This window comes from Streptomyces carpinensis, assembly GCF_002154505.1.
GTDB lineage: Bacteria > Actinomycetota > Actinomycetes > Streptomycetales > Streptomycetaceae > Streptomyces > Streptomyces carpinensis.
Genome location: NZ_MUBM01000007.1, coordinates 1 through 24,176, shown reverse-complemented (window position 1 = coordinate 24,176; position 24,176 = coordinate 1). Strand labels below are relative to the sequence as shown.

At 70.9% G+C, this 24,176-nt stretch carries 18 protein-coding genes and 1 pseudogene; 9 read left to right on the top strand and 10 right to left on the bottom strand.

Annotation, left to right across the window (positions count from 1 at the left end; all coding sequences use genetic code 11):
• Positions 1-196 precede the first annotated feature (196 nt).
• The gene (locus BZY54_RS00870; protein WP_086722393.1) at positions 197-1,645 is read right to left on the bottom strand and encodes an amino acid permease; all 1,449 of its coding nucleotides are present in this window, start codon (positions 1,643-1,645) and stop codon (positions 197-199) included.
• A 138-nt stretch (positions 1,646-1,783) separates the two neighbouring features.
• Between BZY54_RS00870 and BZY54_RS00865 the strand changes: the two genes are divergently transcribed.
• A complete protein-coding gene (locus tag BZY54_RS00865; protein ID WP_086722392.1) occupies positions 1,784-2,659 on the top strand; it encodes an IclR family transcriptional regulator in 876 nt (291 codons plus the stop codon).
• A gap of 17 nt (positions 2,660-2,676) precedes the next feature.
• Here BZY54_RS00865 and hutC read toward each other — a convergent pair whose 3' ends face one another.
• Positions 2,677-3,477, bottom strand: coding sequence for a histidine utilization repressor (hutC, locus tag BZY54_RS00860; protein ID WP_244216880.1), 801 nt, complete (start codon positions 3,475-3,477; stop codon positions 2,677-2,679).
• Positions 3,478-3,633: 156 nt separating this feature from the next.
• Here hutC and hutU point away from each other — a divergent pair, with 156 nt between their 5' ends.
• The gene (gene hutU / locus BZY54_RS00855; RefSeq protein ID WP_086722390.1) at positions 3,634-5,319 is read left to right on the top strand and encodes a urocanate hydratase; all 1,686 of its coding nucleotides are present in this window, start codon (positions 3,634-3,636) and stop codon (positions 5,317-5,319) included.
• Positions 5,316-6,314: a formimidoylglutamase gene (hutG, locus tag BZY54_RS00850; protein ID WP_086722389.1), complete on the top strand. Its 999-nt coding sequence runs from the start codon at positions 5,316-5,318 to the stop codon at positions 6,312-6,314. The genes hutU and hutG overlap by 4 nt, the downstream gene beginning before the upstream one ends.
• Before the next feature lie 103 nt (positions 6,315-6,417).
• Here the strand turns inward: hutG and BZY54_RS00845 are convergent, their stop codons facing one another.
• Positions 6,418-6,990: a HutD/Ves family protein gene (locus BZY54_RS00845; protein WP_086722388.1), complete on the bottom strand. Its 573-nt coding sequence runs from the start codon at positions 6,988-6,990 to the stop codon at positions 6,418-6,420.
• Between the two features lie 270 nt (positions 6,991-7,260).
• Positions 7,261-8,796 carry a histidine ammonia-lyase gene (hutH, locus tag BZY54_RS00840; RefSeq protein ID WP_086722387.1) on the bottom strand — a complete coding sequence of 512 codons (1,536 nt, stop codon included), beginning with the start codon at positions 8,794-8,796 and terminating at the stop codon, positions 7,261-7,263.
• Between the two features lie 106 nt (positions 8,797-8,902).
• Here hutH and BZY54_RS00835 point away from each other — a divergent pair, with 106 nt between their 5' ends.
• The gene (locus tag BZY54_RS00835) at positions 8,903-9,676 is read left to right on the top strand and encodes an IclR family transcriptional regulator (RefSeq protein ID WP_086722386.1); all 774 of its coding nucleotides are present in this window, start codon (positions 8,903-8,905) and stop codon (positions 9,674-9,676) included.
• Between the two features lie 403 nt (positions 9,677-10,079).
• Here the strand turns inward: BZY54_RS00835 and BZY54_RS00830 are convergent, their stop codons facing one another.
• Entirely contained in the window at positions 10,080-10,997 is a 918-nt protein-coding gene (locus BZY54_RS00830) for a LysR family transcriptional regulator (protein WP_086722385.1), read from the bottom strand.
• A gap of 83 nt (positions 10,998-11,080) precedes the next feature.
• Here BZY54_RS00830 and BZY54_RS00825 point away from each other — a divergent pair, with 83 nt between their 5' ends.
• The 3 genes from BZY54_RS00825 to BZY54_RS00815 all read left to right on the top strand — a co-directional run bounded on the left by BZY54_RS00825 (position 11,081) and on the right by BZY54_RS00815 (position 14,699).
• Positions 11,081-11,842 carry a sulfite exporter TauE/SafE family protein gene (locus tag BZY54_RS00825; RefSeq protein ID WP_086722384.1) on the top strand — a complete coding sequence of 254 codons (762 nt, stop codon included), beginning with the start codon at positions 11,081-11,083 and terminating at the stop codon, positions 11,840-11,842.
• A gap of 119 nt (positions 11,843-11,961) precedes the next feature.
• Positions 11,962-12,456 (top strand): hypothetical protein, encoded by a 495-nt coding sequence (locus BZY54_RS00820; protein ID WP_244216879.1) that lies wholly within the window; start codon positions 11,962-11,964, stop codon positions 12,454-12,456.
• 788 nt (positions 12,457-13,244) lie between these two features.
• Positions 13,245-14,699 (top strand): multicopper oxidase family protein, encoded by a 1,455-nt coding sequence (locus BZY54_RS00815; RefSeq protein ID WP_086722382.1) that lies wholly within the window; start codon positions 13,245-13,247, stop codon positions 14,697-14,699.
• A gap of 198 nt (positions 14,700-14,897) precedes the next feature.
• On the opposite strand, the gene BZY54_RS00810 is transcribed toward BZY54_RS00815, so the two are convergent.
• From BZY54_RS00810 to BZY54_RS00790, 5 genes and pseudogenes are all read right to left on the bottom strand, one after another.
• The gene (locus BZY54_RS00810) at positions 14,898-17,726 is read right to left on the bottom strand and encodes a stealth conserved region 3 domain-containing protein (RefSeq protein WP_086722381.1); all 2,829 of its coding nucleotides are present in this window, start codon (positions 17,724-17,726) and stop codon (positions 14,898-14,900) included.
• A gap of 5 nt (positions 17,727-17,731) precedes the next feature.
• Positions 17,732-18,715, bottom strand: a complete 984-nt coding sequence (locus BZY54_RS00805; RefSeq protein WP_086722380.1) for a hypothetical protein — start codon at positions 18,713-18,715, stop codon at positions 17,732-17,734.
• Positions 18,712-20,499: a stealth family protein gene (locus BZY54_RS00800; RefSeq protein WP_425276247.1), complete on the bottom strand. Its 1,788-nt coding sequence runs from the start codon at positions 20,497-20,499 to the stop codon at positions 18,712-18,714. The genes BZY54_RS00805 and BZY54_RS00800 overlap by 4 nt, the downstream gene beginning before the upstream one ends.
• A 483-nt stretch (positions 20,500-20,982) precedes the next feature.
• Positions 20,983-21,147: pseudogene (locus BZY54_RS52645) on the bottom strand (short-chain dehydrogenase); the annotation flags it as partial.
• A 93-nt stretch (positions 21,148-21,240) separates the two neighbouring features.
• A complete protein-coding gene (locus BZY54_RS00790; protein ID WP_244216878.1) occupies positions 21,241-21,891 on the bottom strand; it encodes a TetR/AcrR family transcriptional regulator in 651 nt (216 codons plus the stop codon).
• A 192-nt stretch (positions 21,892-22,083) separates the two neighbouring features.
• Here BZY54_RS00790 and BZY54_RS00785 point away from each other — a divergent pair, with 192 nt between their 5' ends.
• Together BZY54_RS00785 and BZY54_RS00780 are read left to right on the top strand one after the other, a co-directional pair.
• Positions 22,084-23,637 (top strand): bifunctional 3-(3-hydroxy-phenyl)propionate/3-hydroxycinnamic acid hydroxylase, encoded by a 1,554-nt coding sequence (locus BZY54_RS00785; protein WP_086722378.1) that lies wholly within the window; start codon positions 22,084-22,086, stop codon positions 23,635-23,637.
• Positions 23,638-23,696: 59 nt separating this feature from the next.
• Positions 23,697-24,176: VOC family protein (locus tag BZY54_RS00780; RefSeq protein ID WP_341868653.1), on the top strand; the 480-nt coding region annotated here is incomplete at its 3' end.

Here is a 24,176-nt window from a genome sequence, read left to right as displayed (position 1 = left end):
GCGGGCCTGGCGCAACCCCGCGTTCTCTCAGAAGAGCAGCGGCATGGGACCGGACCAGTGTGCTTCGCCGCCGAGGACGCCGACGCGGCGGCTCAGAAGGTGACCGCGGGCGGCCGAGCGGTGCTCCAGCCGCCGTTCGGCACGGTCGCGAGGCGGATGTTCGCGGTGCGGGACCCGCCGGGCGCGGTGTTCGCCGTCATCGCCGTTCGCTGCCCGATCCGTCCAGTTCGAGTTCCGGCAGGTCGTCCCTGGTCGCCTCGGTGGTGTCGAGGACGGCCTCGGGGCCGGGACGGCGCGGCCGGACCCAGAGGGCGTAGACACCCGCGAGGAGTGCCAGCCACACCACGCCGACGACCAGGGCGACCCGGGTGCTCGCGGAGAAGCCGAGCAGCACCATGACCGTGGCCATGAAGACGATGGCGGCCATCTGGCCGTACGGCCAGAACGGGGCCGGGAACTTCAGAGCCGCTGTCTCCTCGGGGGACATCTTCCGCCGTGCCTTCACGTGGGTCAGCAGGATCATCAGCCACACCCAGACGGTGGCGAACGTCGCGATGGAGGAGATGACGAGGAAGACCTCGCCGGGCATGAGGACGTTCATCAGGAGGCCGAGCAGCAGGGCCCCGACCACGACGAGAGTGGTCACCCACGGTACGCCGTTGCGGGTGAGCCGCCGCATGGCGGCAGGGCCCTGCCGCAGCTCCGCGAGGCCGAACATCGTGCGGCCCGCGGCGAAGATGTCGCTGTTGATCGCCGAGAGGGCGGCGGTGAGGACGACGACGTTCAGAACGGCGGCCGCCGACTTGAGTCCGACACCGGCGAAGATCTCGACGAAGGGGCTGCCCGAGGTGTCGATGTTCTGCCAGGGGTTGATCGACATGATGACGACGAGCGTCAGGACGTAGAAGAGGATGATGCGCAGCGGAATGGAGTTGACCGCGCTCGGGATGGTCTTCTCCGGGGACTCCGCCTCGCCCGCCGTGACGCCGATGATCTCCGTGCCGCCGAAGGCGAACATGACCACGGCGAAGGAGGCGACGAAGCCGTGGGCCCCGTTGGCGAAGAAGCCGCCGTTCTCCCAGAGGTTGGAGACGCCCACGTGGGCGTGACCGCCGTCGATACCGAGGGCGATCACGGCGATGCCCGCCAGGATCATCGCGACGATGGCGACGATCTTCACCAGGGAGAGCCAGAACTCCAGCTCACCGAAGACCTTCACGCTGACGAGGTTGAGCGCGCCGATGAGCAGGACGGCGGCCAGCACCCAGATCCAGCGCGGCACATGGGGAAACCAGAACCCCATGTAGACGCCGACCGCGGTGATGTCCGCCACGCAGACGATCACCATCTCGAACGCATACGTCCACCCCGTGGTGAAACCGGCGAGCGGGCCGAGATGCTTTGTCGCGTATTCCCCGAAAGAGCCGGCGCTCGGAGAGCTCACGGCCATCTCGCCGAGGGACCGCAGAACCAGGAAGACGGCTGCTCCGCCGATCAGGTAGGCCAGCAGGACCGCGGGCCCGCCGGCCCGGATGGACTCGGAGGAGCCGTAGAAGAGCCCGGTGCCGATCGCGGAGCCCAGGGCGATGAAGCGGATGTGCCGGGAACTGAGTCCCCTGCTCAATCCGGCCGTTTCGGTGCGCAAGCGTGTGCCTCTCTTTCGGAGCGGGCGCCGGAGGGGTGGCGGGGCGGTGTCTGGGCCACGCCGGTTCGTCGAGGGAATCGGGACGACGAACGGGGCCTGTATAGTCCTGCATATACAGGCCGGTCAAGGGGTGGTCCGATGAGCCGAGGCAAGCCGACGCCGGGTGCGGCGTCCTCGTCGAGTGCGTCACCGGCCGTCGGCCGGGCGCTGGACATCCTGGTCCATCTCGCTGAGCGCCCCGGCCTGGTACAGGTCGCGACAATCGCCCGTGACCTGGGCATTCCCCGGTCGTCGGCCTACCACATCCTCACCGTCCTGGCCGACCGCGGCTTCGTCACCCACGTGCCGGAGGAACAGGCGTACGGGCTGGGCGTCGCCTCCTTCGAGGTGGGCTCCGCCTACCTGCGGCACGAGCCCCTCGAGCGGCTCGCCCGTCCCATCCTGCGCACCCTCGCCGGCCGCCTCGGCCAGACGGTGCACCTGGGCATCCTGCACGGCGCGGAGACGGTGTACCTGCTCAAGGAGCGGCCGCCCGCGGGCCGGGCCGGCGATGTCGACATCGCCCTCGTCACGGACATCGGCGTACGGTTGCCGGCCCATCTGACGGCCAACGGGCGTGCCATCCTCGCCCACACGTCCGAGGCGCAGCTCCGAGCGCTCTTTCCCCGGCCCGGCGACCTGACGACCCGCACGGGAAAGGGGCCGCGGACGCTGCCGGGACTGGCCGGCGAACTGGCGGGGGAACGTGAGCGCGGCTGCTCGGAGGAGGTCGAGCTGGTCACCCGGGGATTCCGGTCGATGGGGGTGGCCGCCTTCGACCACAACGAGCGGCCCGTCGCCGCGATCAGCAGCACCTGGCGCCGGCACCACTGCCGGCACGACACGGGCACGGTGCGGGACATCCTTCGCCACGGCGCCGCACGGCTGACCGCCGCCGTGTCAGGCCGTACGCCACGGACCTGGGCCGGGGACGGGACGGGCCACGGGGCGGGCGGCGAACCGACCGCGGCGTAGGCGCGGCCCGCCGCTGGTCAGTGCGTGTCGAACGTGCCCTCGAGGCGATAACGGGAACCGGGATGCAATAGCCGCGCGATGCTGACGAGGACGTCCCGTGACCAGGTGCGGCGCTGCACGAGCAGGCACGGCTCGGACGGCGCGACGTCGAGGATCGCGCACTCCTCCGCGGAGGCCAACACTGCCTCCACGATGTGCTCGCCCTTGCCCAGCGGTGCCACTTTGGACAGGAACGTGAAGGGCGTCTGCAGGCTGAAGTCCTGCTCCAGGTAACCGGGGGCGAAGGCCGGATTCACGTAACGGTCCTCCAGCTGGACCGCCACCCCGTCCTCGTAGTGCACCACTCGGGAGTGGAAGACCGGCTGTCCCTCGTCCAGGCCGAGCTGGGCGCCGGTCTTCTGGTCCGCCTGCTCCTCGCGCACGGACAGCACCCGGGCCTCGTAGCGGTGGCCGCGCCCGCGCACCTCGTCGGCGATGTTGTGCACCTCGAACAGGGCCGAGCTGGCCTTCCGGGGAGCGACGAAGCTGCCGACGCCCATGACCCGCCGGATGACGCCCTCGGTGGCCAGCTCACGCAGCGCGCGGTTGATCGTCATACGGGACAGGCCGAGCGCCGCGACGAACTGGCTCTCCGACGGCAGGGCGTCGTCCTCTCGCCAGTGGCCGTCCGCGATCTGCCGGGCGACGAGGTCCTTGACGCGCTGATACGCCGGAGTGGAGCCGGCCCCGCGCTGTTCGTACAGCCGGCCGAGGTCCGCTGGGTCCACGACCAAGCCGCCCACCGTCCTCGTCATCCGCTCCGCCGCCTGTTGCTCCACGAAATCCTAGAGGAGACCTCGCGAGGGGGGCGAACCCGCGGTACGCGAGGGAGGCGTCTCGGATCCGAGAAACCCGGCGGGAGTGGCTGGCTCCGCATCCGTTCGGTGCCGTGTGATGCAGGCACAACGGCTCGATCCCTCTTCTGAGGAGTGCACATGACCAACGTTTCCCCCAGCGCACCGGGCGTCGTCCGCGCACCGCGGGGCACCGAACTGAACTGCCTCGGCTGGCAGCAGGAAGGCGCCCTGCGGATGCTCATGAACAACCTCGACCCCGAGGTCGCCGAGCACCCCGAGGACCTCGTCGTCTACGGCGGCACCGGCAAGGCCGCCCGCAACCGGGAGGCCTACGACGCCATCGTCCGTACGCTGAAGACGCTGAAGGACGACGAGACGCTGCTGGTGCAGTCCGGCAAGCCGGTCGGCGTGATGCGCACCAGCGAGTGGGCGCCGCGCGTGCTGATCGCCAACTCCAACCTGGTCGGCGACTGGGCCAACTGGGAGGAGTTCCGGTCGCTGGAGGCCCGCGGGCTCATCATGTACGGCCAGATGACCGCGGGTTCGTGGATCTACATCGGCAGCCAGGGCATCCTCCAGGGCACCTACGAGACCTTCGGCGCCGTCGCCCGCAAGAAGTTCGGCGGCAGCCTGGCCGGCACCATCACCCTCACCGCCGGTCTCGGCGGGATGGGCGGCGCCCAGCCGCTCGCGGTCACCATGAACGAGGGCGTCGCGATCTGCGTCGACTGCGACCCGACCCGTATCGAGCGCCGCATCGCCCACCGCTACCTCGACGTCGCCGCGGACAGCCTGGACCACGCGCTCCGACTCGCCGTCGAGGCCCGTGACGCCCGCAGGCCGCTGTCCATCGGCCTGACCGGCAACGCCGCGGAGATCTTCCCCCAGCTGCTCGCCATGGGCGCGCCCATCGACATCGTCACCGACCAGACGTCCGCGCACGACCCGCTGTCCTACCTGCCGCTCGGCGTGAGCGTGGAGGAGTGGCACGAGCAGGCCCGCAAGGACCCCGCCGACTTCACCGAGCGCTCCCGCCGGTCCATGGCCAAGCACGTCGAGGCCATGGTCGGCTTCCTCGACGCCGGCGCCGAGGTCTTCGACTACGGCAACTCCATCCGTGACGAGGCCCGCAAGGCCGGCTACCAGCGCGCGTTCGACTTCCCCGGCTTCGTGCCGGCCCACATCCGGCCGCTGTTCGAGGAGGGCCTCGGCCCGTTCCGGTGGGCCGCCCTGTCCGGAGACCCGAAGGACATCGAGGCCACCGACAAGGCGATCATGGAGCTCTTCCCGGAGAACGAGCACCTCCACCGCTGGCTGAACATGGCCGGCGAGCGCGTGTCGTTCGAGGGTCTGCCCGCCCGCATCTGCTGGCTCGGTTACGGCGAGCGGCACCGGGCCGGCCTGCGCTTCAACGAGATGGTCGCCTCCGGCGAGCTGTCCGCCCCGATCGCCATCGGCCGCGACCACCTGGACTCCGGCTCCGTCGCCTCGCCGTACCGCGAGACCGAGTCGATGCTCGACGGCTCCGACGCCATCGCCGACTGGCCGCTGCTCAACGCCCTGGTGAACACCTCCTCCGGTGCCTCCTGGGTCTCCATCCACCACGGCGGCGGTGTCGGCATGGGCCGTTCCATCCATGCCGGCCAGGTCTGCATCGCCGACGGCACCGAACTCGCCGCCCAGAAGCTCGCCCGCGTGCTGACCAACGACCCGGGCATGGGCGTCATCCGCCACGTCGACGCCGGTTACGAGCACGCCACCACGGTGGCCAAGGAGCGCGGCGTGCGCATCCCGATGACGGAGACGGAAGGCGACGCGTCATGAGTACGGCCACCGAGTCCCCGTACCTGCGCGCGGACGTCCCGGCCGCGCCGTGGGCCGGCCGGGACGACGGCCCAGGCGCCGACAACGCGCGCTGGCACAAGGCCGTCCACCTCGACCCGGACCGGGTGGGTCCAGGGAACGTCGCCTTCGTCGGCTTCCGCAGCGACGAGGGCGTACGCCGCAACAAGGGCCGGCAGGGCGCGGCGAACGGCCCGGCCGCCCTGCGCCGCGCCCTCGCCTCCATGGCGCTTGCACGACCGCTGCGCGCCCTGGACGCTGGCGACATCGAGGTTGCCGGGGACGGCGAAGGAGTCCTGGAGTCTGGGCAGGAGCGTCTGGGGCGTACCGTCGCGGCGCTCGTCGACCGCGGTCACCCGGTGATGGTGCTGGGCGGCGGCCACGAGGTCGCCTACGGCAGCTACCGGGGGCTCGCCCGCACGCGCGCGATGCGCGGGGGCGGCCGCCTCGGGGTGCTCAACCTCGACGCCCACTTCGACCTGCGCGACGACGTGGCACCCAGTTCCGGCACGCCGTTCCTGCAGATGGCAAGGGACGAGGAGCGGCACGGGCGGGAGCTGAACTACTGGGTGCTCGGCGTCAGCCAGCCGAGCAACACCGAGCGGCTCTTCCGAACCGCCGATCGACTCGGGGTGCGTTATCTGCCGGACACCGAGTGCGGGCTGCTCGATCTCGCGCGTACGGAGACGTTCGTGGACAACTTCCTCGCGAGCTGCGACGTCGTACACCTGAGCATCGACCTCGACGTGCTGCCCGCCGCCGTCGCACCGGGTGTCAGCGCCCCCGCCGCCTACGGGGTGCCGATGGACGTCATCGAACGCGTCTGCGCCCGCGTGGCGGCCAGCGGCAAGCTCGCGGTGTGCGACATCGCCGAGCTGAACCCGCAGTTGGACGTGGACCAGCGCACGGCGCGTGCCGGCGCCCGCCTGGTCCACCGCATGGTGACCGCCCGCAGCGCGGCACTCGGCGGGGCCTGAACCGCCCGCCCCCGAACAGGTCGCCAGGCCGTGAGAAGCGACGAAAGCCGCGGCCTGGCGGCCGCGGCTTTCGCGACGCGGACGGGCCGGGCCGCCCGGGCGGTCAGTCCTTGCGGCGGCTCACGAGAGTGACGAGGGCGAGGACACCGTCGACGCTGACGGCGTCGACATGCCCCTCACCGAGCAGGGCGGCGTCCAGACGGCCGAGGCGGACACGTGCCCGGTCAAGGACGGCAGCCCCCTCCAGGACGAACGCGAGGACGCACGTCCCGGCGACAGGCCGTACCGATGTGTCGGTACGTACGATCCGCACGTCCGCCGTCATCTCGGCACGCCGGACCATCACGTTGAAGTCGACGATCGGCCCGCCGAGCAGCTGGCACTCCGTGGCCGCGTCACCGCAGAAGGCGAAGGGCTCGTACGGAGCGGCCATCACGTGGGAGACCCCGTCGACCGTCAGGGCCATACCCGGGCCGTCGACGACCGTGATGATCCTGTCGACGCCTTCGAACGCGGAGAACGGTCCGCTGGACGCGACGTCGGCGACGCTGACCCGCCACAGGAAATCGTCGGTTCCAGCCCCCTCCGGGCAGGCGGCCACCTGAGACGTCACGCCTCCGCCGTTCTTCCACGGTGCGGGCGTTCTCTCGGCCGCACGCAGAATCTGAAGTGCCATCTGGTTTCCTTCCGGATCGAGCGGCAAACGAAGGCCTCCCCCTGGGCATGGGCCCAGGGGGAGGACGATGCTGTGTCCGGAGACGGCCGGCGCGTTGTCGCGCATCCGCGAGGCGTGCCCGCGGTGCCAGCTTCCCCGTCGCGGCGGAATTTTCCTCCCGCCGCGACGGCGGGTAATCGCACGCGACGGCGAGCAACCGCTCCGGACAGCGTCCGGCGGGATGCGGGAGAGCCGAGCCCACCACGTCCGGCCGGGCCGGACACAGCCTGCTCAGAACAGCGAACCGGTGACGGACTCCGCGGCGGCGAGGGCGCGGCCGGAGGTCACGTACTGGACGGTCTCCTCTATCTCGGGGGCGAGCCAGCGGTCGGTGCCGGGGCCCGCGACCCTCTCGCGCAGCCCGTCGCGCACGGCCGCGGTGGCCGGCGCCGGCGTCAGCGGCGCCCGCATGTCGAGGGCGCGAGCGGCGGTGTAGATCTCCACCGCCAGGACGCGGCCGAGCCCGTCGATGGCGCGGCGCAGCTTGCGGGCGGCAGCCCAGCCCATCGAGACGTGGTCCTCCTGCATGGCGCTGGAGGGGATCGAGTCGGCGGAGGCCGGAACGGCCAGCCGCTTGAGCTCGGAGACGATTGCGGCCTGCGTGTACTGCGCGATCATGTGGCCGGAGTCGACGCCGGGGTCGTCTGCCAGGAAGGCGTTCAGACCGCGGTTGCGGGCGGGGTCGAGGAACCGGTCGGTACGGCGCTCGGAGTTCGAGGCGACGTCGGCGACCGAGATGGCCAGGAAGTCGAGGACGGCCGCGACCGGGGCGCCATGGAAGTTGCCGTTGCTCTCCACCCGGCCGTCGAGGGTGACGACGGGATTGTCGACCGCGCTGGCCAGCTCGCGGGAGGCGACCAGCTCGGCATGGGCGAGGGTGTCCCGGGCCGCGCCGTGGATCTGCGGTGAGCAGCGCAGCGAGTACGCGTCCTGGACGCGGGTGCACTCCGGCCCCTGATGGCTGGCGACGATGGCCGAGTCTGCGAGCAGGGAGCGCAGGTTGGCGGCGCTGTCGCCCTGGCCGGGGTGCGGGCGCAGCGCCTGGAGGTCGGCGGCGAAGACGGCGTCGGTGCCCAGTTGCCCCTCGACGCTCATCGCCGCGGCGACGTCGGCAGTGCGCAGCAGGCGGCGCAGGTCGTGCGCAGCGAGGACGAGCATGCCGAGCATGCCGTCGGTGCCGTTGATGAGGGCCAGGCCCTCCTTCTCCTCCAGGACGACCGGGGCGATGCCCGCGGCGGCAAGCGCCTCGGCGGCGGGCTTGCGCTCGCCGTCGGCGGTACGGACCTCGCCCTCGCCCATGACGGCGAGCGCGCAGTGCGCGAGGGGCGCGAGGTCGCCGGAGCAGCCGAGGGAGCCGTACTCGTGGACGACCGGTGTGATGCCGGCGTTGAGCAGCGCGGCGTAGGCCTCCGCAGTCTGGGTCCGCACGCCCGTCCGACCCGTGGCGAGGGTGGACAGGCGCAGCAGCATCAGCGCGCGGATGACCTCGCGCTCGACCTCGGGACCCGAGCCCGCGGCGTGCGAGCGGACCAGGCTGCGCTGGAGCTGGGCCCGCAGCTCGACGGGGATGTGGCGGGTGGCCAGGGCACCGAAACCGGTGGAGACGCCATAGTGGGGCTTCGCGTCGTCGGCGAGGGCTTGGATGACCTCGCGGCTACGGGCGATTTCCTTGAGCGCTTCCGGGGAAAGGACCACCGGCGTACCGAGACGGGCAACGGACACGACTTCGTCGGCGGAGAGCGCGCCGACACCAACAACAACGGTCATGTCCCTATGAAGCCGCAGGCGGGTGGGGGTCCGCGAGAGGGTCTCGGCAGGTAGTGTCTGGTATCCCAGACGCCCGGTTTACGGCAGCACCGTTTACGCTCGCCTCATGAGCATCGTCCCCGCCGCCGCGCAGGTGCTGGCCGTCCTGCGCTATCTGGCACGGCAGGCCGCCCCCGTGCCCGCGGCCGCCATCAGCCGCGACGTGGGGCTGCCCCGCTCGACGACGTACCACCTGCTCGACACCCTGGCCGCGGACGGCTTCGTCGTCCACCTGCCCGAGGAGCGGCGCTACGGCCTCGGCGTCAGCGCCTTCGAACTGGCCTCGGGATACGAGCGCCAGGCACCCTTCCAGCGGCTGGCCCGGGTGCCGCTGGCCACGCTCGTGGACCGTACCGGGCACAACGCGAACCTCGCCGTGCTGCACGGCCGCGAGGTCATCTACGTCATCGAGGAGCGCGCCCCCGGCCGGGCCCCTCTGGTCAGCGAGGTGGGGGTGCGACTCCCGGCGCACCTGACCGCCAGTGGACGGGCGGTGTTGGCGCTGCTGCCGCCCGCGCAGGTACGGGCGCTCTTCCCGGACCGGTCGGCCTTCGTGTCGCGGCACGGAGTCGGCCCGGCGTCGCTGACGGCGCTGCGGGGCCTGCTGACCCAGGTGCGGCGGCGCGGATACGCGACGGAGGAGGGCGAGATCACCCCCGGCCTCTCCTCCGTCGCCGCGCCCGTGCAGGACCACCACGCCCACCCGATCGCCGGCGTCTCGGTCACCTTCCCCGGCGAGTCGGCCGACGAGGCGGAACGCGATCGGATCGCGGGCCATGTAGCGCAGACGGCACGGGAGTTGACCCGCCGGGTGGGGGGAGTCACCGCGGCGGGGCGGTGACGCTGACGCGCACTTGTTCGTCCGGACGAGGTTCCTGAGGGCGAACTCCCTCATGCCATCTCACGGTTCGAGGCTGGATGCCACTGCCTGATCGGTGATGAGTTCAGGAAGGACGCCGCCGATGGGGGCGGCTGCGCGGGGCGTCCACAGGCTCCGCAGCTGGCCTCGGACCGCCTTGGAACAGGTCGACCAGCGACACTGTGAGGCCGGGGACGTCGCGCAGGAAGCCAGCCGGCGCCGGGTCGGCAGCGGCCCGGGCAGGGCGTTGATGACGAGCTGCGGTACCGGCCGGACCGCTACCGTTCAGGACGAACAGGCAAGCCAGCAAGCCGCGTCCCCGCACTGCACGACGATCCCACTGGTGACAGCGAACACGAAGAGCCAACACCTCCACCCGCCACCGTCATGCGTATGCGTTGCGGAAGGAGGGCTCGGACAGCGCCGCGCGGCGCAGGTGCTCGGCGAGCGCCGCGGTCGCCGTCGACGTGGCGTGGTCCTTGACGCCCCAGGCCAGTAGATGATGGCGGCGAGCCCAGGCATCCTGCAGCTCGCACACCTCGAGGGGCTGGTGGGGATCGATGGCGCGGCGTGGTACGACGGCGAGCCCGGCGCCCGCGACGGCGAGGGAGACGAGGACGCTCAGGCTGGCGACGGTGGTCCGGTGGCGCACGACCGGGGCGTGGGGCCCCAGGTGCTTCTCGATCCAGCGGCGCAGCGAGGAGTCGGCGTCGAGGCCGACGAGAGGGTGTTCGGCGACCTCGCTGTAGGTCAGCGCGGTCCGTCCGGCCAGGATCCCTCCGGCCTGGCCGATCACGACGAGGGAGTCGTCTCCGAGGGGCTCCATGCGCAGGCCGCAGTCGCGGGCCTCGTCGTCGAGGACGACCCCCAGGTCCGCTTCGCCGTCGGCGAGCATCCGCACTGTCTGTGGCGTGCGGCTCTCGGACACTGTGACGTCGATGTCCGGGTGGGCGCGGAGGAACGAGATCAGGGCCTGCGGCACGAGCCGGTGCATCGCGGAGCCGCCGCCCAGCAGGGCCAGCGGAGCGGTCGGGGACCGGGTGTAGCTCGCGACGGCACTCTCGAGCCTCGCGGTCCGGTCGAGTACGTCGCGTGCGTGGCGGGCCAGTGTCGTCCCCGCCGGCGTGGGCCGCACGCCCCGTCGGCCGCGGATCAGCAGTGCCACGCCGGCGTGATGTTCCAGTGAGCGCACTCTGGCACTGGCCGAGGGCAGGCTCAGGTGCATGCGATGAGCGCCCGCCGTGATCGACCCCTCCGTGACGATGTGGAGAAAGAGCCGCAGGTCGTCCAGGTCATAGCGCATCAGCTCAGCCTAAGGCCCAGCCTTAGGCTCAGTACACTGATTCCGCATTGTGGAACCGCTCGTCCACAGGTGATGCTCAGCGTGTGATCGAGTTCCCTCTTGTCCTGCTGGCCGGTGTCGCCGCCGGAGCCCTGAACGCCATAGGGGGCGGGGGCACGTTCGTGGCGCTGCCCGCTCTCGTCGCCTTCGGCCTGCCACCGGTGGCGGCGAACGCGGTGTCGCGGGTCGCCCTCGTACCCGGCGCCGTGGCCGGCGCGTGGGTGTACCGACGCGAGCTCGCCCCTGTCGGGCCTACGCCCACGAAGAAGCTGACTGCGATCAGTGTGATCGGCGGTGGAGTCGGCGCCGGCCTGCTGCTGGTGCTGCCCGCATCGTCGTTCGACGTAGCGGCGCCGTGGCTGCTCGCCTTCGCCACAGTGGTCCTCGCCTTGGGCCGCCACCTTTCCAGGGCGTTGAGCAGCGCGCTGGGCCGCTCGGTCGGCATGAGCTCACGAGCCGTCCTGATCGGGCAATTCTTCCTCGCCGTGTACGGCGGATACTTCGGCGGAGCCGTAGGCATCATGATGCTGGCCCTGTGGAGCATCGGCCTCGGTCTTGACGCCGCGGTCAGCAACCCCATGCGGATCACCCAACTCGCGGCCATCTATCTCAGCGCGACCGCGCTGTTCCTCATCGCCTCGGAGGCACTGAGCGCTCCGCTTCTACTCGGCGCCATGCTGGTCGGCGCCGTGGCTGGGGGGTTCGCCGGCGCCCACCTGGCCCGCCGTCTTCCCGCCTGGCTGCTTCGGGGCATCCTCCTGGCGACCGCCGTGATCACGACGGTCCTGTATTTCCTGCACGGCTGACCACGCGGGGGGCCGCGGCGATCACCGCCCCTCGTCGGAAGCGGAGGCTTGCTGACATGACCGAAAGCGGCGCCGGAGATGCCGCAGCGTACACGGACGCGGCGCGAGCGAGGTTGGTGATGGCCTACGAAGCATGCGAACTGGCCGACCTCGCGCGCGCCAACGTCCCCATCGGCGACCATGAGCTGAACCCCGACGGCACCACCCGCGTGCCCGGCGCCGTGCTGGCCGACGCAGCACGAGTGCTCGCCGCCGCACAGCGGTTCCTGGAAGCCGCCGCCGTGTTCGAGCGCGTGGGCGGCGCCGACTGGCAGCTCGTCGGCGATGTGCTGGACGTGTCTCCCCACACCGCTCGGGTGCGCTTCGCGATGTCCGAGGCCGCCTTCCGGGAAGAGCTGCTCTCCTCCGAGGGGCCTCGCTCGGGCGGATCCGCCGGCGAGGTGACCAGCCTGCGGGCCCACATGTCCAGGGAACCGCTGGAGACGGCCCTCGACCTCGACGACTGGGTGCTGCGCCACAAGGACGGCGACAGCGACCTCGGCACCACACCAGTCTCCGGCGGCTTGGTCCGGAGTGATGCTCAAAGCCGTACCGAAAGGCCCAAGTCATCCTGACTCACTGAGAGGAGAGAAGTCCGCGGGCATGACCCGCGACTTGATCCCGCTGTCGACCAGCTAGCGCAAAGCGCCGACCGTCTGCCGGTGGCAATAACTCTCCGGCCGCCCGCCCCGTCCGCCATCGGCGCCGACGCCGGCAGCACCGCCCGCACGACGGCCCACTCCGCAATCCGTCATGTCCGAGCCGCAGTGTGGGTGGTGTGGGTCGGTGGTAGGTGGGTGCGGGTTGGTTGGTTTGGTCTGTGTCGGCCTGTCTGAGTCGGGGTTGAGAGGTCACAACCGGCGGCACCCCCCTTCCGAGTCCGCGACCGTCCCCGAGCGCTCGCGGCCTCGACCCATGCCCGGACGCTCCCCGCCCTGCTGCCCTCGTCAGCCCTTGTCCCGCCCTTGCTCCCCGGAGGGACAGTCGAGGCCCTCGTGACTCCCCATCAGAAGCGGGCCGGGCCGCTGAGGCATGGCCCCGGTCGCCGGCCGGGGAGCCGACCGTCCGTCGCTGCCCGGACAGCCGCTCAGCGATGCCGGCCGCCGCCCCCGCGGCTCCCCGCAGGGGCCGGCACCGCGCGGCGCACGCCGCCGGCCGCGCCGGCCGGCGTACCTGGTTGGGTGCGAGTGGGTGGTGACGGCTTGTTGCGTCGGGGGATGAGGGTCGTGTGGTCGTATGCTCGCGGAAACGCAGCCGGCCGCGACATGGAGGGGCGCGGCGGCCCGCGCAGTAGTCGGGTGTGGGTGTCGGCTGGTGCTGTGTTCTGGCGTGTCTGTTCTCACCCACCCTCAGGGAGGACCCCATGGTCGATCGACGCAGCGTGCTGAGTTCCGGCCTGGCCGCGGCGGGCGTCGCCTTCACGGGCGCTGCCCTGGGTCCTGTGCTTACTGCGGGTGATGCGGTCGCGGACACTCTCGGTTCCGGCGCGTCGCCCGTGTCGGAACCGTTCTGTGTGCCCCTGCCTGTTCCGCGGGTGCTTTCCCCGGTTTCCACCATCGGTGGTGTCGATGTCTACCGTATGTCGATGCGACGTACGGTCAGGGAGATCTTTCCGGGTCTGCCGACGGAGGTCCTGACCTACAACGGTCATTTCCCCGGTCCTGTGATCAGGGCGCGTTCGGGGCGTCCGGTGATCGTCCGGCAGCACAACCTGCTCGAGAGGCCCGCCGCGGTCCATCTGCACGGGGCTTCGCTGTCACAGCGCAACGACGGCAATCCCATGAACACCATCGCTCCCGGCGGTACGCGCTCGTATGTGTATCCCAACCGGCAGCCGCATGCGTCGTTGTGGTACCACGACCACGCTCACCACATGGAGTCCGAGCATGTGTATCGGGGGCTGTCGGGTTTCTACCTGCTCTCGGATGCCACCGAGTGTCGACTGCCGCTGCCGTCGGGCGACTACGACCTGCCCATCGCGATCCGCGACGCCCACTTCGACGACGCCGGCCGGCTGGTGTATGTGATGGGCGACCGGTCTCGTACCACTCTTCTTGCCAATGGCGTCCCCTACCCGTATCTGGAGGTCGCCGCTCGCAGGTACCGTTTCCGGCTGTTGAACTCCTCCAACGACCGCATGCTGCGGCTGGGTCTGGCTGACGGCGGCCCGATCGTGCAGATCGGCTCCGACGGTGGGCTGCTGCCGTGTCCGTACGAGACGGATTCCGTCTTTCTGTCCTCCGGTGAACGCGCGGACGTCGTCATCGACTTCTCCCGCTATCCTGTGGGTACTCGGCTGGTGCTGCAGAACAAGGCCGGCTCGGGCGCGGTCGACTCGCTCGGTCAGGTTCTGCGGTTCGATGTCACCCGCACGGCCGATGATCCCACCGAGATCCCCGCCGTGCTGCGTAGCCTGCCGCCTCTGCCGAAGGCGACCGCCGAGCGTACTGTCACGCTGTACATGGACGAGGGCCGTGCCGCCCCGCCACGGGGCTACATCGACGGCAAGGTCTACGACCCCGACCGGGTCGATTCGTATGTGCGCTTCGGGGCCAGCGAGATCTGGACGGTCACCAACGTCGACAAGGTGATCCCTCACAACTTTCACATCCACCTGGTGCAGTTCCGGGTCCTGGAACGCAACGGGCGGAGCCCGGGCCCCGCCGAGTCCGGTCTGAAGGACACCGTCGTGCTCATGCCCGGCGATACGGTCAAGCTGCAAGCGACGTTCGACACCTACCGCGGCCGTTACGTCTACCACTGCCACATGCTCGACCACTCGGCGATGGGCATGATGGCCACTATGAAGATCGTGTAGTGGGGTGGCCGCGGTCCCCGCGGGTTGCGTGGGGTGGGGCTGTCGTAGGTGCGGTGTGGTTGTCGTCAGTCGTTGATGAACGCCAGGTCCAGGCGGCGCAGCCGGTCCGGTTCGGCGAGCAGGTCGATGGAGACGATCCGGCCCTCGGTGATGGCGAAGTCGAACACGACCTGGTTGTCGGGGTGTGCGGGTGTCGGTTCAGTGTTCGAACGGGCTTTTGACGGGGAAGTAGGCGGCCAGGAACGAGGCGATGATGCGGGCTTGTTCCTGGGCGGGGACTTCGGCCTGCCTGGACTCACCGAGGCAGAAGACATCGTGGCCGCGGATGGTCAGCAGGCGTGTGAGTTCCGGGTGGTGTTGGTGGGTGCCCACGTCGATGTAGGCGCAGCGGATGCCGCTGGGTACGGCGGTGCCGGTGAGGTAGCCGTAGTGGTGGTGCAGGGAGGATGCCATGGAGATGTCCTGCCGGCCGCGTAGGGGGTTCGCCGCGGTGCGGGCGACGTCTTCGCGGAAGTCCGTCTCGATGCTTTCCAGGACGCTTTTGCGTAAGGGGTGCGGGGCGTGTGCGAAGCCGTTGGTGACGGTCACTGCGAAGCGGTTCTGCAGTAGGCGGCGGTTGTTCTTGGCCGCGGCGAAGTAGCCCTCGTCGGTTTCGGTCGGCTCGCCGGTCGGTATGGCTGTCGGTGTGAAGAAGAAGCGGCTCATGCCGTTGGGGAGGAAGAACTTCTGCGCGGTGAGCGGTCTGCCGATGAAGACGTCGTCGTTGAGGTACAAGAAGTGCTCGGACAGGCCGTCGATGTGGTGCAACTGGGTTTCGATGGCGTGGGAGTTGAAGGTCGGCAGGCAGCGGGGGTCGGAGAATATGTCGCGGTGTGAGACCACGCGCAGGGCTGGGTGGGTGGTGTCCAGCCAGTGGGGCGTCTGGTCGTCGGTGACCAGGTGGATCGTCCGTACCCAGGGGGCGAACATGGCCAGCGAGCGCAGGGAGTAGCGCAGCTCGTCCCGGTTGCGGAACCTGGCGGCCTCGTCGCCGCCGCCCTCGGGTGTGAGGCCGAGGCTTTCGCGTCGTGCGGCCCGGCGCTGCTGCCACTGGGGGTCGGTGTCGTCGACCCAGGTGTAGACGACGTCGATGGGGTAGGTGATGTCGTTGATCAGCGTTTTGGTGAACGGCTCCAGGGTGGGGTAGTCGCGGTCGCGGACGCGGAGCGTGGCGTCGGCGGTCAGCGAGGGCAGCCTGGGGCCTACGGCGCTGGGACGCAGCGGGGCGACGAACTGCTCCCCGTCGCCGTCCTCTTGGCCTGCCCGGTGCCAGAACTCCACGTCGCAGCCGTAGGCGGGCCCGAAACGCAGGGTGCGGGTGGAGGTCACGACGGGACGGAACACCCGCAGTCCGGCGCCCTCTCCCACGCCGGGGAGGCGTTCTGCGAGGAGAACGGCCGGGGCGTGCGTGCGGGGCTTGAGGAGTTCGGCGTACACCGCCTGGCCCTCGTACGTCGCGGCGAGCGCCTTGTGGACCAGCATCTGGTGGGCGGTGTCGACGGCCACGCGGGATCTGGGGATGTCGCCGCTGTCGCGCAGGACGACGAAGGGGATGTTGTGTTCCTCAAGGGCGGTGACGGCGGTCTCGAAGTTGCGCTGGATGACGTCGGCGCCCTGAAGGTCGTCGCGGACCTCGCAGAGCCGGCCGCCGGCCCGGACGAGCAAGTTGTGGGACGCCCCGATGACCACCTCCCGGGCCCGCTGGTCGCCGGAGGACGGTGCGGTCCTGTCCGCCGCGACGGCGGGGTGGAAGCGGCCGGTGCCGCCGTGGGCGAGGCGGTGGGCCATGCGATCGGCGCGTTCGGTCAGCCGCTGGGGGGTGTCGCGTCGGTCGAGGAGTGCGGTGAACAGCTCCTCCCACTGTTCGACGATCACGTCGGCGGCGAACCGCGCCGATCCTTCGTAGGCCCTCTCGCCGAAGGAGCACAGCAGCTGGTGGTCCTCCATCAGTGTGCAGATCGCCGCGGTGAGGCCGTCGATGTCGCCCGGCGCGACGAGCAGCCCGTCGATCCCGTGCCGGATGATCTCCGCCGGTCCGGTGACGATGTCGTAGGCCACCGCCGGCACACCGGCGGCGAAGGCCTCCAGGAGTACCAGCGGGAAGGCCTCGCCGTCCTGGGAGGGCAGCATGGTGAGGCTGGCCTTGGCCCACTCCTGCGCCATGTGCCGGCTGGGGCCCAGGATCTCGACGGATTCGTGCAGGCCCAGGCCCTGGACGAGGTTGCGCAGCCGGGACATCTGCGGGCCGTCGCCGAAGATGCGCAGCCGCCAGCCGGGGTGCTGGGGCAGCGCCCTGGAGAAGGCGACGATGGCGTGGTCGACCTGCTTGTCGGGGACGAGCCGGCGGGGCATCACGATGCTCTTGCCGGTCAGGCTGGAGCGGGGGCGGAACCCCTCGGGGATCGCGTTGGGGATGGCCGCAAGGCGCGGTGCCGCCTTGCCCAGCGACTCCTGGAGCCACTGCCTCGTACGCTCCGTCAGCACCACGAGCGCGTCCATCTCGGGTGCTCTGAGCAGCAGCGGCTCGCCTGTGGCGCCGCGCAGCTGGGAGGGCCGGTGCTCCTGGTGGACGGTGATCACGCGGGAGGGCGCCAGATCGGCGGCGGCGGACATCAGCGCGGGCGAGGTGGTGACGAGGACGTCGGTGTCCAGGGTCCGCAGGCAGCGGTGCATCTCGACGTCGGACAGGGCGTCGAAGGTGGCCTCCCACGCCGGGTTGATCAGCGTGCTGGGCAGGCCGGCCAGGCGGCGGCACTCCTGAAGGCGCAGACCGCTGTGCCGTACCGGGCGTTCGGTCCTGCCCGTGCGGTCCACCAGGTAGCGCACGGACACTCGCTCGTCGACGGTGAAGAAGGCACGCCGGCGTGTTTTGAACACGCTGACCACCTCGACGGTGTGGCGGGGCGCCAGGTGGGCCGCCTGGGTGTAGACGGCCTGCTCCGTGCCGCCCATCTCGTCGCCCCAGGTGAGCAGAAAGGTGATCTTCATCGGTGTCAGCGTCCCGTTGCGAGGTGAGCGGTGCGGAAGGCCAGGCTGCCGACCGGCGTGTAGTAGGGGTTGATGCGGAGCATGGTGCCGTCCGTGGCCCTCAGCAGCCGGTGCGGCATGCGGAAGACGTCGTGGGGGCTGCGTACGTCGGTGCGGCGCCGTGAGATCTTCAGCGGCCTGCGCCGCCCGCGGCGCAGGCGCACGTCCCAGATCTGCTCCCTGGCGTCGAAGGCGCCGAAGTCGGCCACCTGGATCGGGCAGACGAAGGTGTCGCCGTGCCAGACGGCCGGGACCAGTCGGGCCACCCGCCGGCTCCTGCGTACCAGTTCGACGGCGCCGCGGCACTGCGGGGCCGGCGCGTTGAGCAGGCGGCCCTCCAGGGTCACCTCGGACCAGCCGATACTCAAGGACACCAGCTCCGCCTGGACGCCGTCCCGGCCCAGGGACACATACGCCCGGCCGGTGCCGGAGGCGATGAGACGGCAGTGGGAACCGTCCTCGCGTACCGGCTGGGCGAGGGTGGGGCCGTCGGGCATCAGCTGCGGCGCCCTGGCCAGGGCGTAGCGGTGTTCCTTGCCGCAGATGTCGGTGAAGGCGACCGACAGCGGCCACCGGCCTGCTGGAAGGAGGCAGGTGTGCACCCCGGCAGGCACCGACACCGCCGCGGCATCCTCCGCCTCCCGCAAGCTGAGAAGGGCCGTTGCCCAGGCCTGGAGGGGCCCGTCGCCGCGTCGGCGAGGCGTCAGCGGAACGACACACGCCGAGGAGGCCGGCCCCAGCACCAGGGCGGGAGCCGATGCCTGCCGCGGCACGCGGACGCAGACGTTGAGGGTGCGGCCGTCCAGGACGGAGAGGTGCTCGGCTCTCAGGCGGGGCCAGTCGTCGGCGCGCGGCCTCGCCAGAACCAGGTCGTCCAGGCGGGAGCGTGCCAGGCGCAGGCTCTGGTAGCCGTTGCGGATCACCGTGCGGGGGGCGGGAAGCTGCCTCATCCGCCGTCCGTCTCGTAGGGGCTGGGCAGGGGGAAGTAGGCGTTGAGGAAGCGAGTCATCACGGTCGGCCCACCGCCGTCCTCGGCCTGCGTGGAGGTGGTGTCGTTCAGGCAGAAGACGTGCACGTCCCGGTGGGCCAGCAGCCTGCCCAGCATCCGCTCGATGCCGGGTCTGCCGACGTCGCAGTAGCGGTAGACGAGCCCCTCCCCGGGAAACGACCGCCCGGCGTGGAACGCGTAGTAGTGATGCAGGGACGAAGCCACGGAGATGTCGTCGACGCTTCGGAACCTGCTGGCGGCGGTGCGCCGGTGCTCCTCGCAAAACTCCCTCTCGATGTCGTCCAGGACGCTGCGGTGCAGCGCGTGCGGCACGTGCTTCATCTTGCGGACGATGTGGTCGCCGAACCGGTCGGCGATGAGCCGGCGGTTGTTCTTCGCGGCCGCCGCCACGGGCGGGTCCTGGGCGCAGAGGTCACCGAAGGGAACCAGCGCGGAGGAGAGGTAGAACTTGCCCAGGCCGTTGGGCAGGAAGAAGTGCTCAGGAAGGATCTCCTGACCGAGGATCACGTCGTCGTTGAGGTACAAGAAGTGCTCGGACAGCCCCTCGATGTGGTGGAGCTGGCTCTCTATGGCATGCGAGTTGAACGTCGGCAGGACGTCCGGATCCGTGAAGATGTCCCGGTGGCCGACCACCTTGATCCGCGGATGATCGGTGTTCAGCCACCGGGGACACTGGTCGGCGGTGACCAGATAGACGTTGCGCACCCACGGCGCGTACAGATGCAGCGAGCGCAGCGAATAGCGCAGTTCGTCCCTGCTGAGGTAACGGGCGGCATTGGCAGCCTCGTCGTGGTACGGCCGGTCGGAAAAACCCGCCCGCCGGCGCAGCCAGTCGGGGTCGGAGCCGTCAACCCACGTGTAGACCACATCGATGGGGAAGGCACGGCGTCCCACGGCCTCCACCGCGAAGGCCCGCCGCGTGCGCACCCGGGCCGGCCGGTCCTGCTCGGCCGGCAGGGGAGCGAGGTCGGTGAACAGGCTCTCGTCCGCCTCCACCGCCGCCTGGTCCGCCTCGACGCTCTCGGCGACCGCATTGCGCCTAGGGGAGAGGAGCCGGCCGTCCTCCTGCCGCCAGAACTCGATGTCGCAGCCGTAGCGCAGCCCCAGCACCAGACGGCCCGACGGGTCGGTGCGGTACCAGGTGCACCGAAAGACACTCGAGGCGGACACCCGCCTCCACTGCCCCGGACCGCAGCCGGCCACGGCAGACTCCCTCCCGGCCGCACCCCCACGCACCGGCACCACGTATCCGGGCCTGACCCGGCAGGCCTCACGCAGGGCACCGAGCACCGCCTGCCGGTCCCTCTCGCGCACCGCGAGCGCGGCCGAGGTCGGCGAGGGCGAGCGCACGCAGAAGTAGTCCACGCCCGCGCCGCGCAGCGCGGCGGCCACCTCGTCGAGATTGGACCTGCGGGCCAGAAGCGGCGTGACGTCGGGCATGACATGCGCGATGCGCACCCTGCCGTTCACACTGACGACCACACTGCCCCGCGCCGCCAGCAGCCGCCGGTGGCGGCGCGCCACCCGGCCCCGCTGTAACTGGCCCCTCATCTCGCTCACGGCGGCGATCTTCGACTTGAACTGCTCCCGCAGCTCGCTGTCCACATGCTCGGCGATCACTCTTCGCGCGCCCACCGGAACCGTACGACGGTACACACCGACCAACCGGGACGCCTCGGGATTCGGCAGCGCCGGCGCCCCCAGCCGGACCGTTCGCGCTCTCACAAGCTCCTCCCCCCGGAAGGTGACGGCACCATGGCCGGCAGCTGAACGTTGCCCACCATGACCGTCCACGGCACCGAAAGGTTGTAACCGGCGCCACTTCGCCACCGGCCCCGCACTCGGGCCGCCCGGAGCGGGAAGAGCGCGCCCCAAGGCCCCCTGCCACGGCGGGTGCTGCACACCCCCGGCTCCGCCTGCACCGCCTTGCCCGCCGCGCGCAGTGCCGGGCGCGGCAGCCTTTGGGCGGCCCCTGGGCCGGCCCGCGCCAGGAACGCTGCCCCGCCACGGGATGTGCCCGCGCACGGCGCAACGGCCGCCAGCGCGCCCAGGCCGCCGGCCCGCGATGCCCCGGACCCTGTGCCGTTCGCCGGCACAGGGCCCGGTCACGGACTCCCGTTTCGCAGGCTCCCGCCCGGCCGTTCGCCGTCCGCTGGCGTGCTCGGCGGCTGGCCGGATGGATGTGTGCCGTGTCGCTGCGATGCCCGGTCAGGACCAGTCGATCGGGCCGGTTCGGTCGATGAAGCGGCCCGAGCCGGCGCCGGGCCCTTCGGTGGCGAGCCGGACGATCGCGTCGGTGCCTTCGGTGACGGTCTGCGGACCGGTGCGGCCGTTGAGGTCCGTCGCGGTGTAGCCGGGATCGGCGGGGTCGACCGCCGGCGAGGCGACAAGGACACGATCGTCGGCACGGCGCCGGCGATCGCCCGGAGCGCGGGAGGCGGCCCGCCCGAGCGGGCGCCCGCACGGTCAGCGGGCGGCGAGCAGCGCCTGGCCGAGCGCCACCATGGAGTCGGCGAGTTCCTCCATGAACTGCTCGATCGGCTTGCCGTCCGCCGACTGCAAGGAGACGAACGCGCCGTCGAACCCGGCCATGCCGAAGTGGGCGAGGGCGCCGGCGACCCTGTCGGCGGCGGCCTCGCCCTCGCCCTCGAACGCGGAGCGGATCATGTGCCGCATGTAGTCGCGGCCCTCGTCACGGACCGCCTGCACGGTCTGCAGCGCCTCCGGTGCCTCGGCCGCCTCGTGACTCATCACCAGCACCAGGAGCAGACGCAGGAACTCCTCCCGGTTCTCGATGACTTCGCCTGTCTTCCGCAGGTACCAGCGCATGCGCTCGCGCGGGGTGCCGCCCTGCGGCGGATTGCGGTGGGCCTTGCGCATGGCGCCGAAGAAGCCGTGCGCGCCCTGGACCATGACCGCCGACAGCAGCCCCGCCTTCGACTCGAAGTGGTGGTAGAAGGCGCTCTTGGGCAGACCCGTCTCCTTGACGAGCGTCGACATCGACGTGCCCGCGTAGCCTCGCACGGACATCACGCGCGCGGCCGCGTCGAGGATCTCCTGCCGTGATCTGCGGCCTCGACGGTTGCTGGTGTGTGCTCTCGGCTCGGTGGTGTCCACCTGCCGAAGTCTAGGCGGGCCCCGTCGGAGGTCATCCGTCCCCCGAAGGCCCGCCGTCGCGCAGCATCTGATCTTGAAACAACCCTTGACATCCGACGGCAGCGACTTGTTAGCCTCCCCGCTATTGGACCGACCGATCGGTCCAAAACTTTCGCACGGAACGACGTGCGGATGGGACAACGGAGTCTGCGCATGAGCCAGAGCACTCACAGCCACGACGCGGATGTCGCGATCGTCGGATACGGCCCTACCGGTGTGATCGCCGCACTCACCCTCGCCCGGTACGGCGTCTCGGTCGTCGTCCTCGAGCGTGACCGGGACATCTACCCCCGTGCCCGCGCCGTGACCGTCAACGACTGGACGATGCGGATCTTCCAGGACCTCGGCATCGACGAGCGGATCGAGAAGAAGATCGACCCGCAGCGGGCCCTGCGCTGGGTGACCTACGACGGCACGGAGATCATGCGGATCGAGCACCCGCCGTCGACGCTGGGCCGCAAGCCGCGCTTCTACAACATCTACCAGCCGACGATGGAGACCGAACTGCGCGCCGCCGCACAGGAGCTCGGCGAGCGCATCACCGTCCACTACGGCGCCGAGGTCACCGGCGTCGACCAGGACGCCGACGGCGTCACCCTCACCGCCACGGACACCGCCACCGGCCGGGTGCGCACCGTCCGCGCCCGGTACGCGATAGCCGCCGACGGCGGCTCCAGCGCCACCCGCGGCCGGGTGGGCTGCCGGCTCGTCGGCGACACCAGCCACGTCACCTGGGTGGTCATCGACTGCCGCGTCAAGCGCTGGTGGCCCGACCGCGACTTTCTGACCTTCTGGTCCGACAGCGAGCGCCCGGTCGTCGACATCGCCCTGTCCGCGGGCAACCACCGCTGGGAGATCCCGCTCAAGCCCGACGAGTCCCCGGAGGACTACCCGACCAGCACCGAGGTGTGGCCGCTGCTCAAGGCGCTCGGAGTGACCGAGGACGACGTCGAGATCCACCAGCACGCCTTCTACCGGCACCACGTCCGCATGGCCGACACCTGGCGCCGGGGCCGGGTGTTCCTCGCCGGCGACGCGGCCCACCTGATGCCGCCGTGGGCGGGCGCCGGAATGCAGACCGGGATGCGCGACGCGCACAACCTGGGCTGGAAACTCGCCCGCGTCGTCACCGGCGAGCTGCCCGAGAGCTGGCTGGACACCTACGAGGCCGAGCGGCGCCCGAACGCCGCCTTCTACACCGGCCTCGCGGTCGGCCTCGGCCGCGTCATCAAGCGGGAGGCCTCCGAGGAGGAGCAGGCCGCGATGAACGCCGTGCCCGAGAACACGGTCACCCCCTACGAGCCGCCGCTGATCGCCCCGCCGGTGCTGGCGGGCGGCTGGCTGAGGGGCCCGCTGGGCGACGCCAGCATCGTCGGCCGCATGGTGCCGCAGCCCACCGTCGGCGACACCGCCGGCCGGATGGCCCGCCTCGACGACCTCCTCGGCCACGGCTTCGTCCTGCTCGGCGACGACGTCGACCCCGCGACCCTGCTGACGCCCGAGGAGAAGACCGGCTGGGACGCGCTCGGCGCCCGCTACCTCGCGGTGCGGCCGAAGACGGCATACACCCAGGGCCCGGAGGAACTGGTCGACCTCGACGAGGTCCTGCTGCCGTGGCTGCGCCGCTACGGCGCCCGCGCCGTGGCCCTGCGCCCCGACAGGTTCGTCGCGGCGGCCGACGCGAGCGGCCTCGCCGTACCCGCCTGAAGCCCGCCCGAGGGCATCCCACCGACCTGAGAACACGCCCGCGAAGAAGGAGAACAGACATGTCCGGAGTCAAGGAGCTCGGATACGTCGTCTACGAGGTCAGCAGCCTCGCCGACTGGGAACACTTCGGCGTCGAACTGCTGGGCATGCAGTACGGCGAGAAGACCGGTGACGGATTCACGCTGCGCACCGATGACAAGGCCCATCGCTGGGTCGTCACCGAGGGCCCCGCCGACGACCTGGTGGCCACCGGCTACGAGGTATCGGACGCGGCCGCCCTCGACGCGCTGATCGCGAAGGTGCGTGCGGCCGGGATCGAGGTCACCGAGGGCGACGACGCCCTGGCCGCCGCCCGCAAGGTCGACCGGATCTTCGTCACCGCCGACCCGATGGGCAACCGCGTCGAGCTGGTCACCGGCCTGGCCGACGCCACGACACCGTTCAAGTCCGCGAAACTGCTCGGCGGCTTCGTGACCGGCGCTGGCGGCGCGGGCCACCAGGTCCTGCTGGCGCACGGCGTCTCGCGCGAGACCTACCTG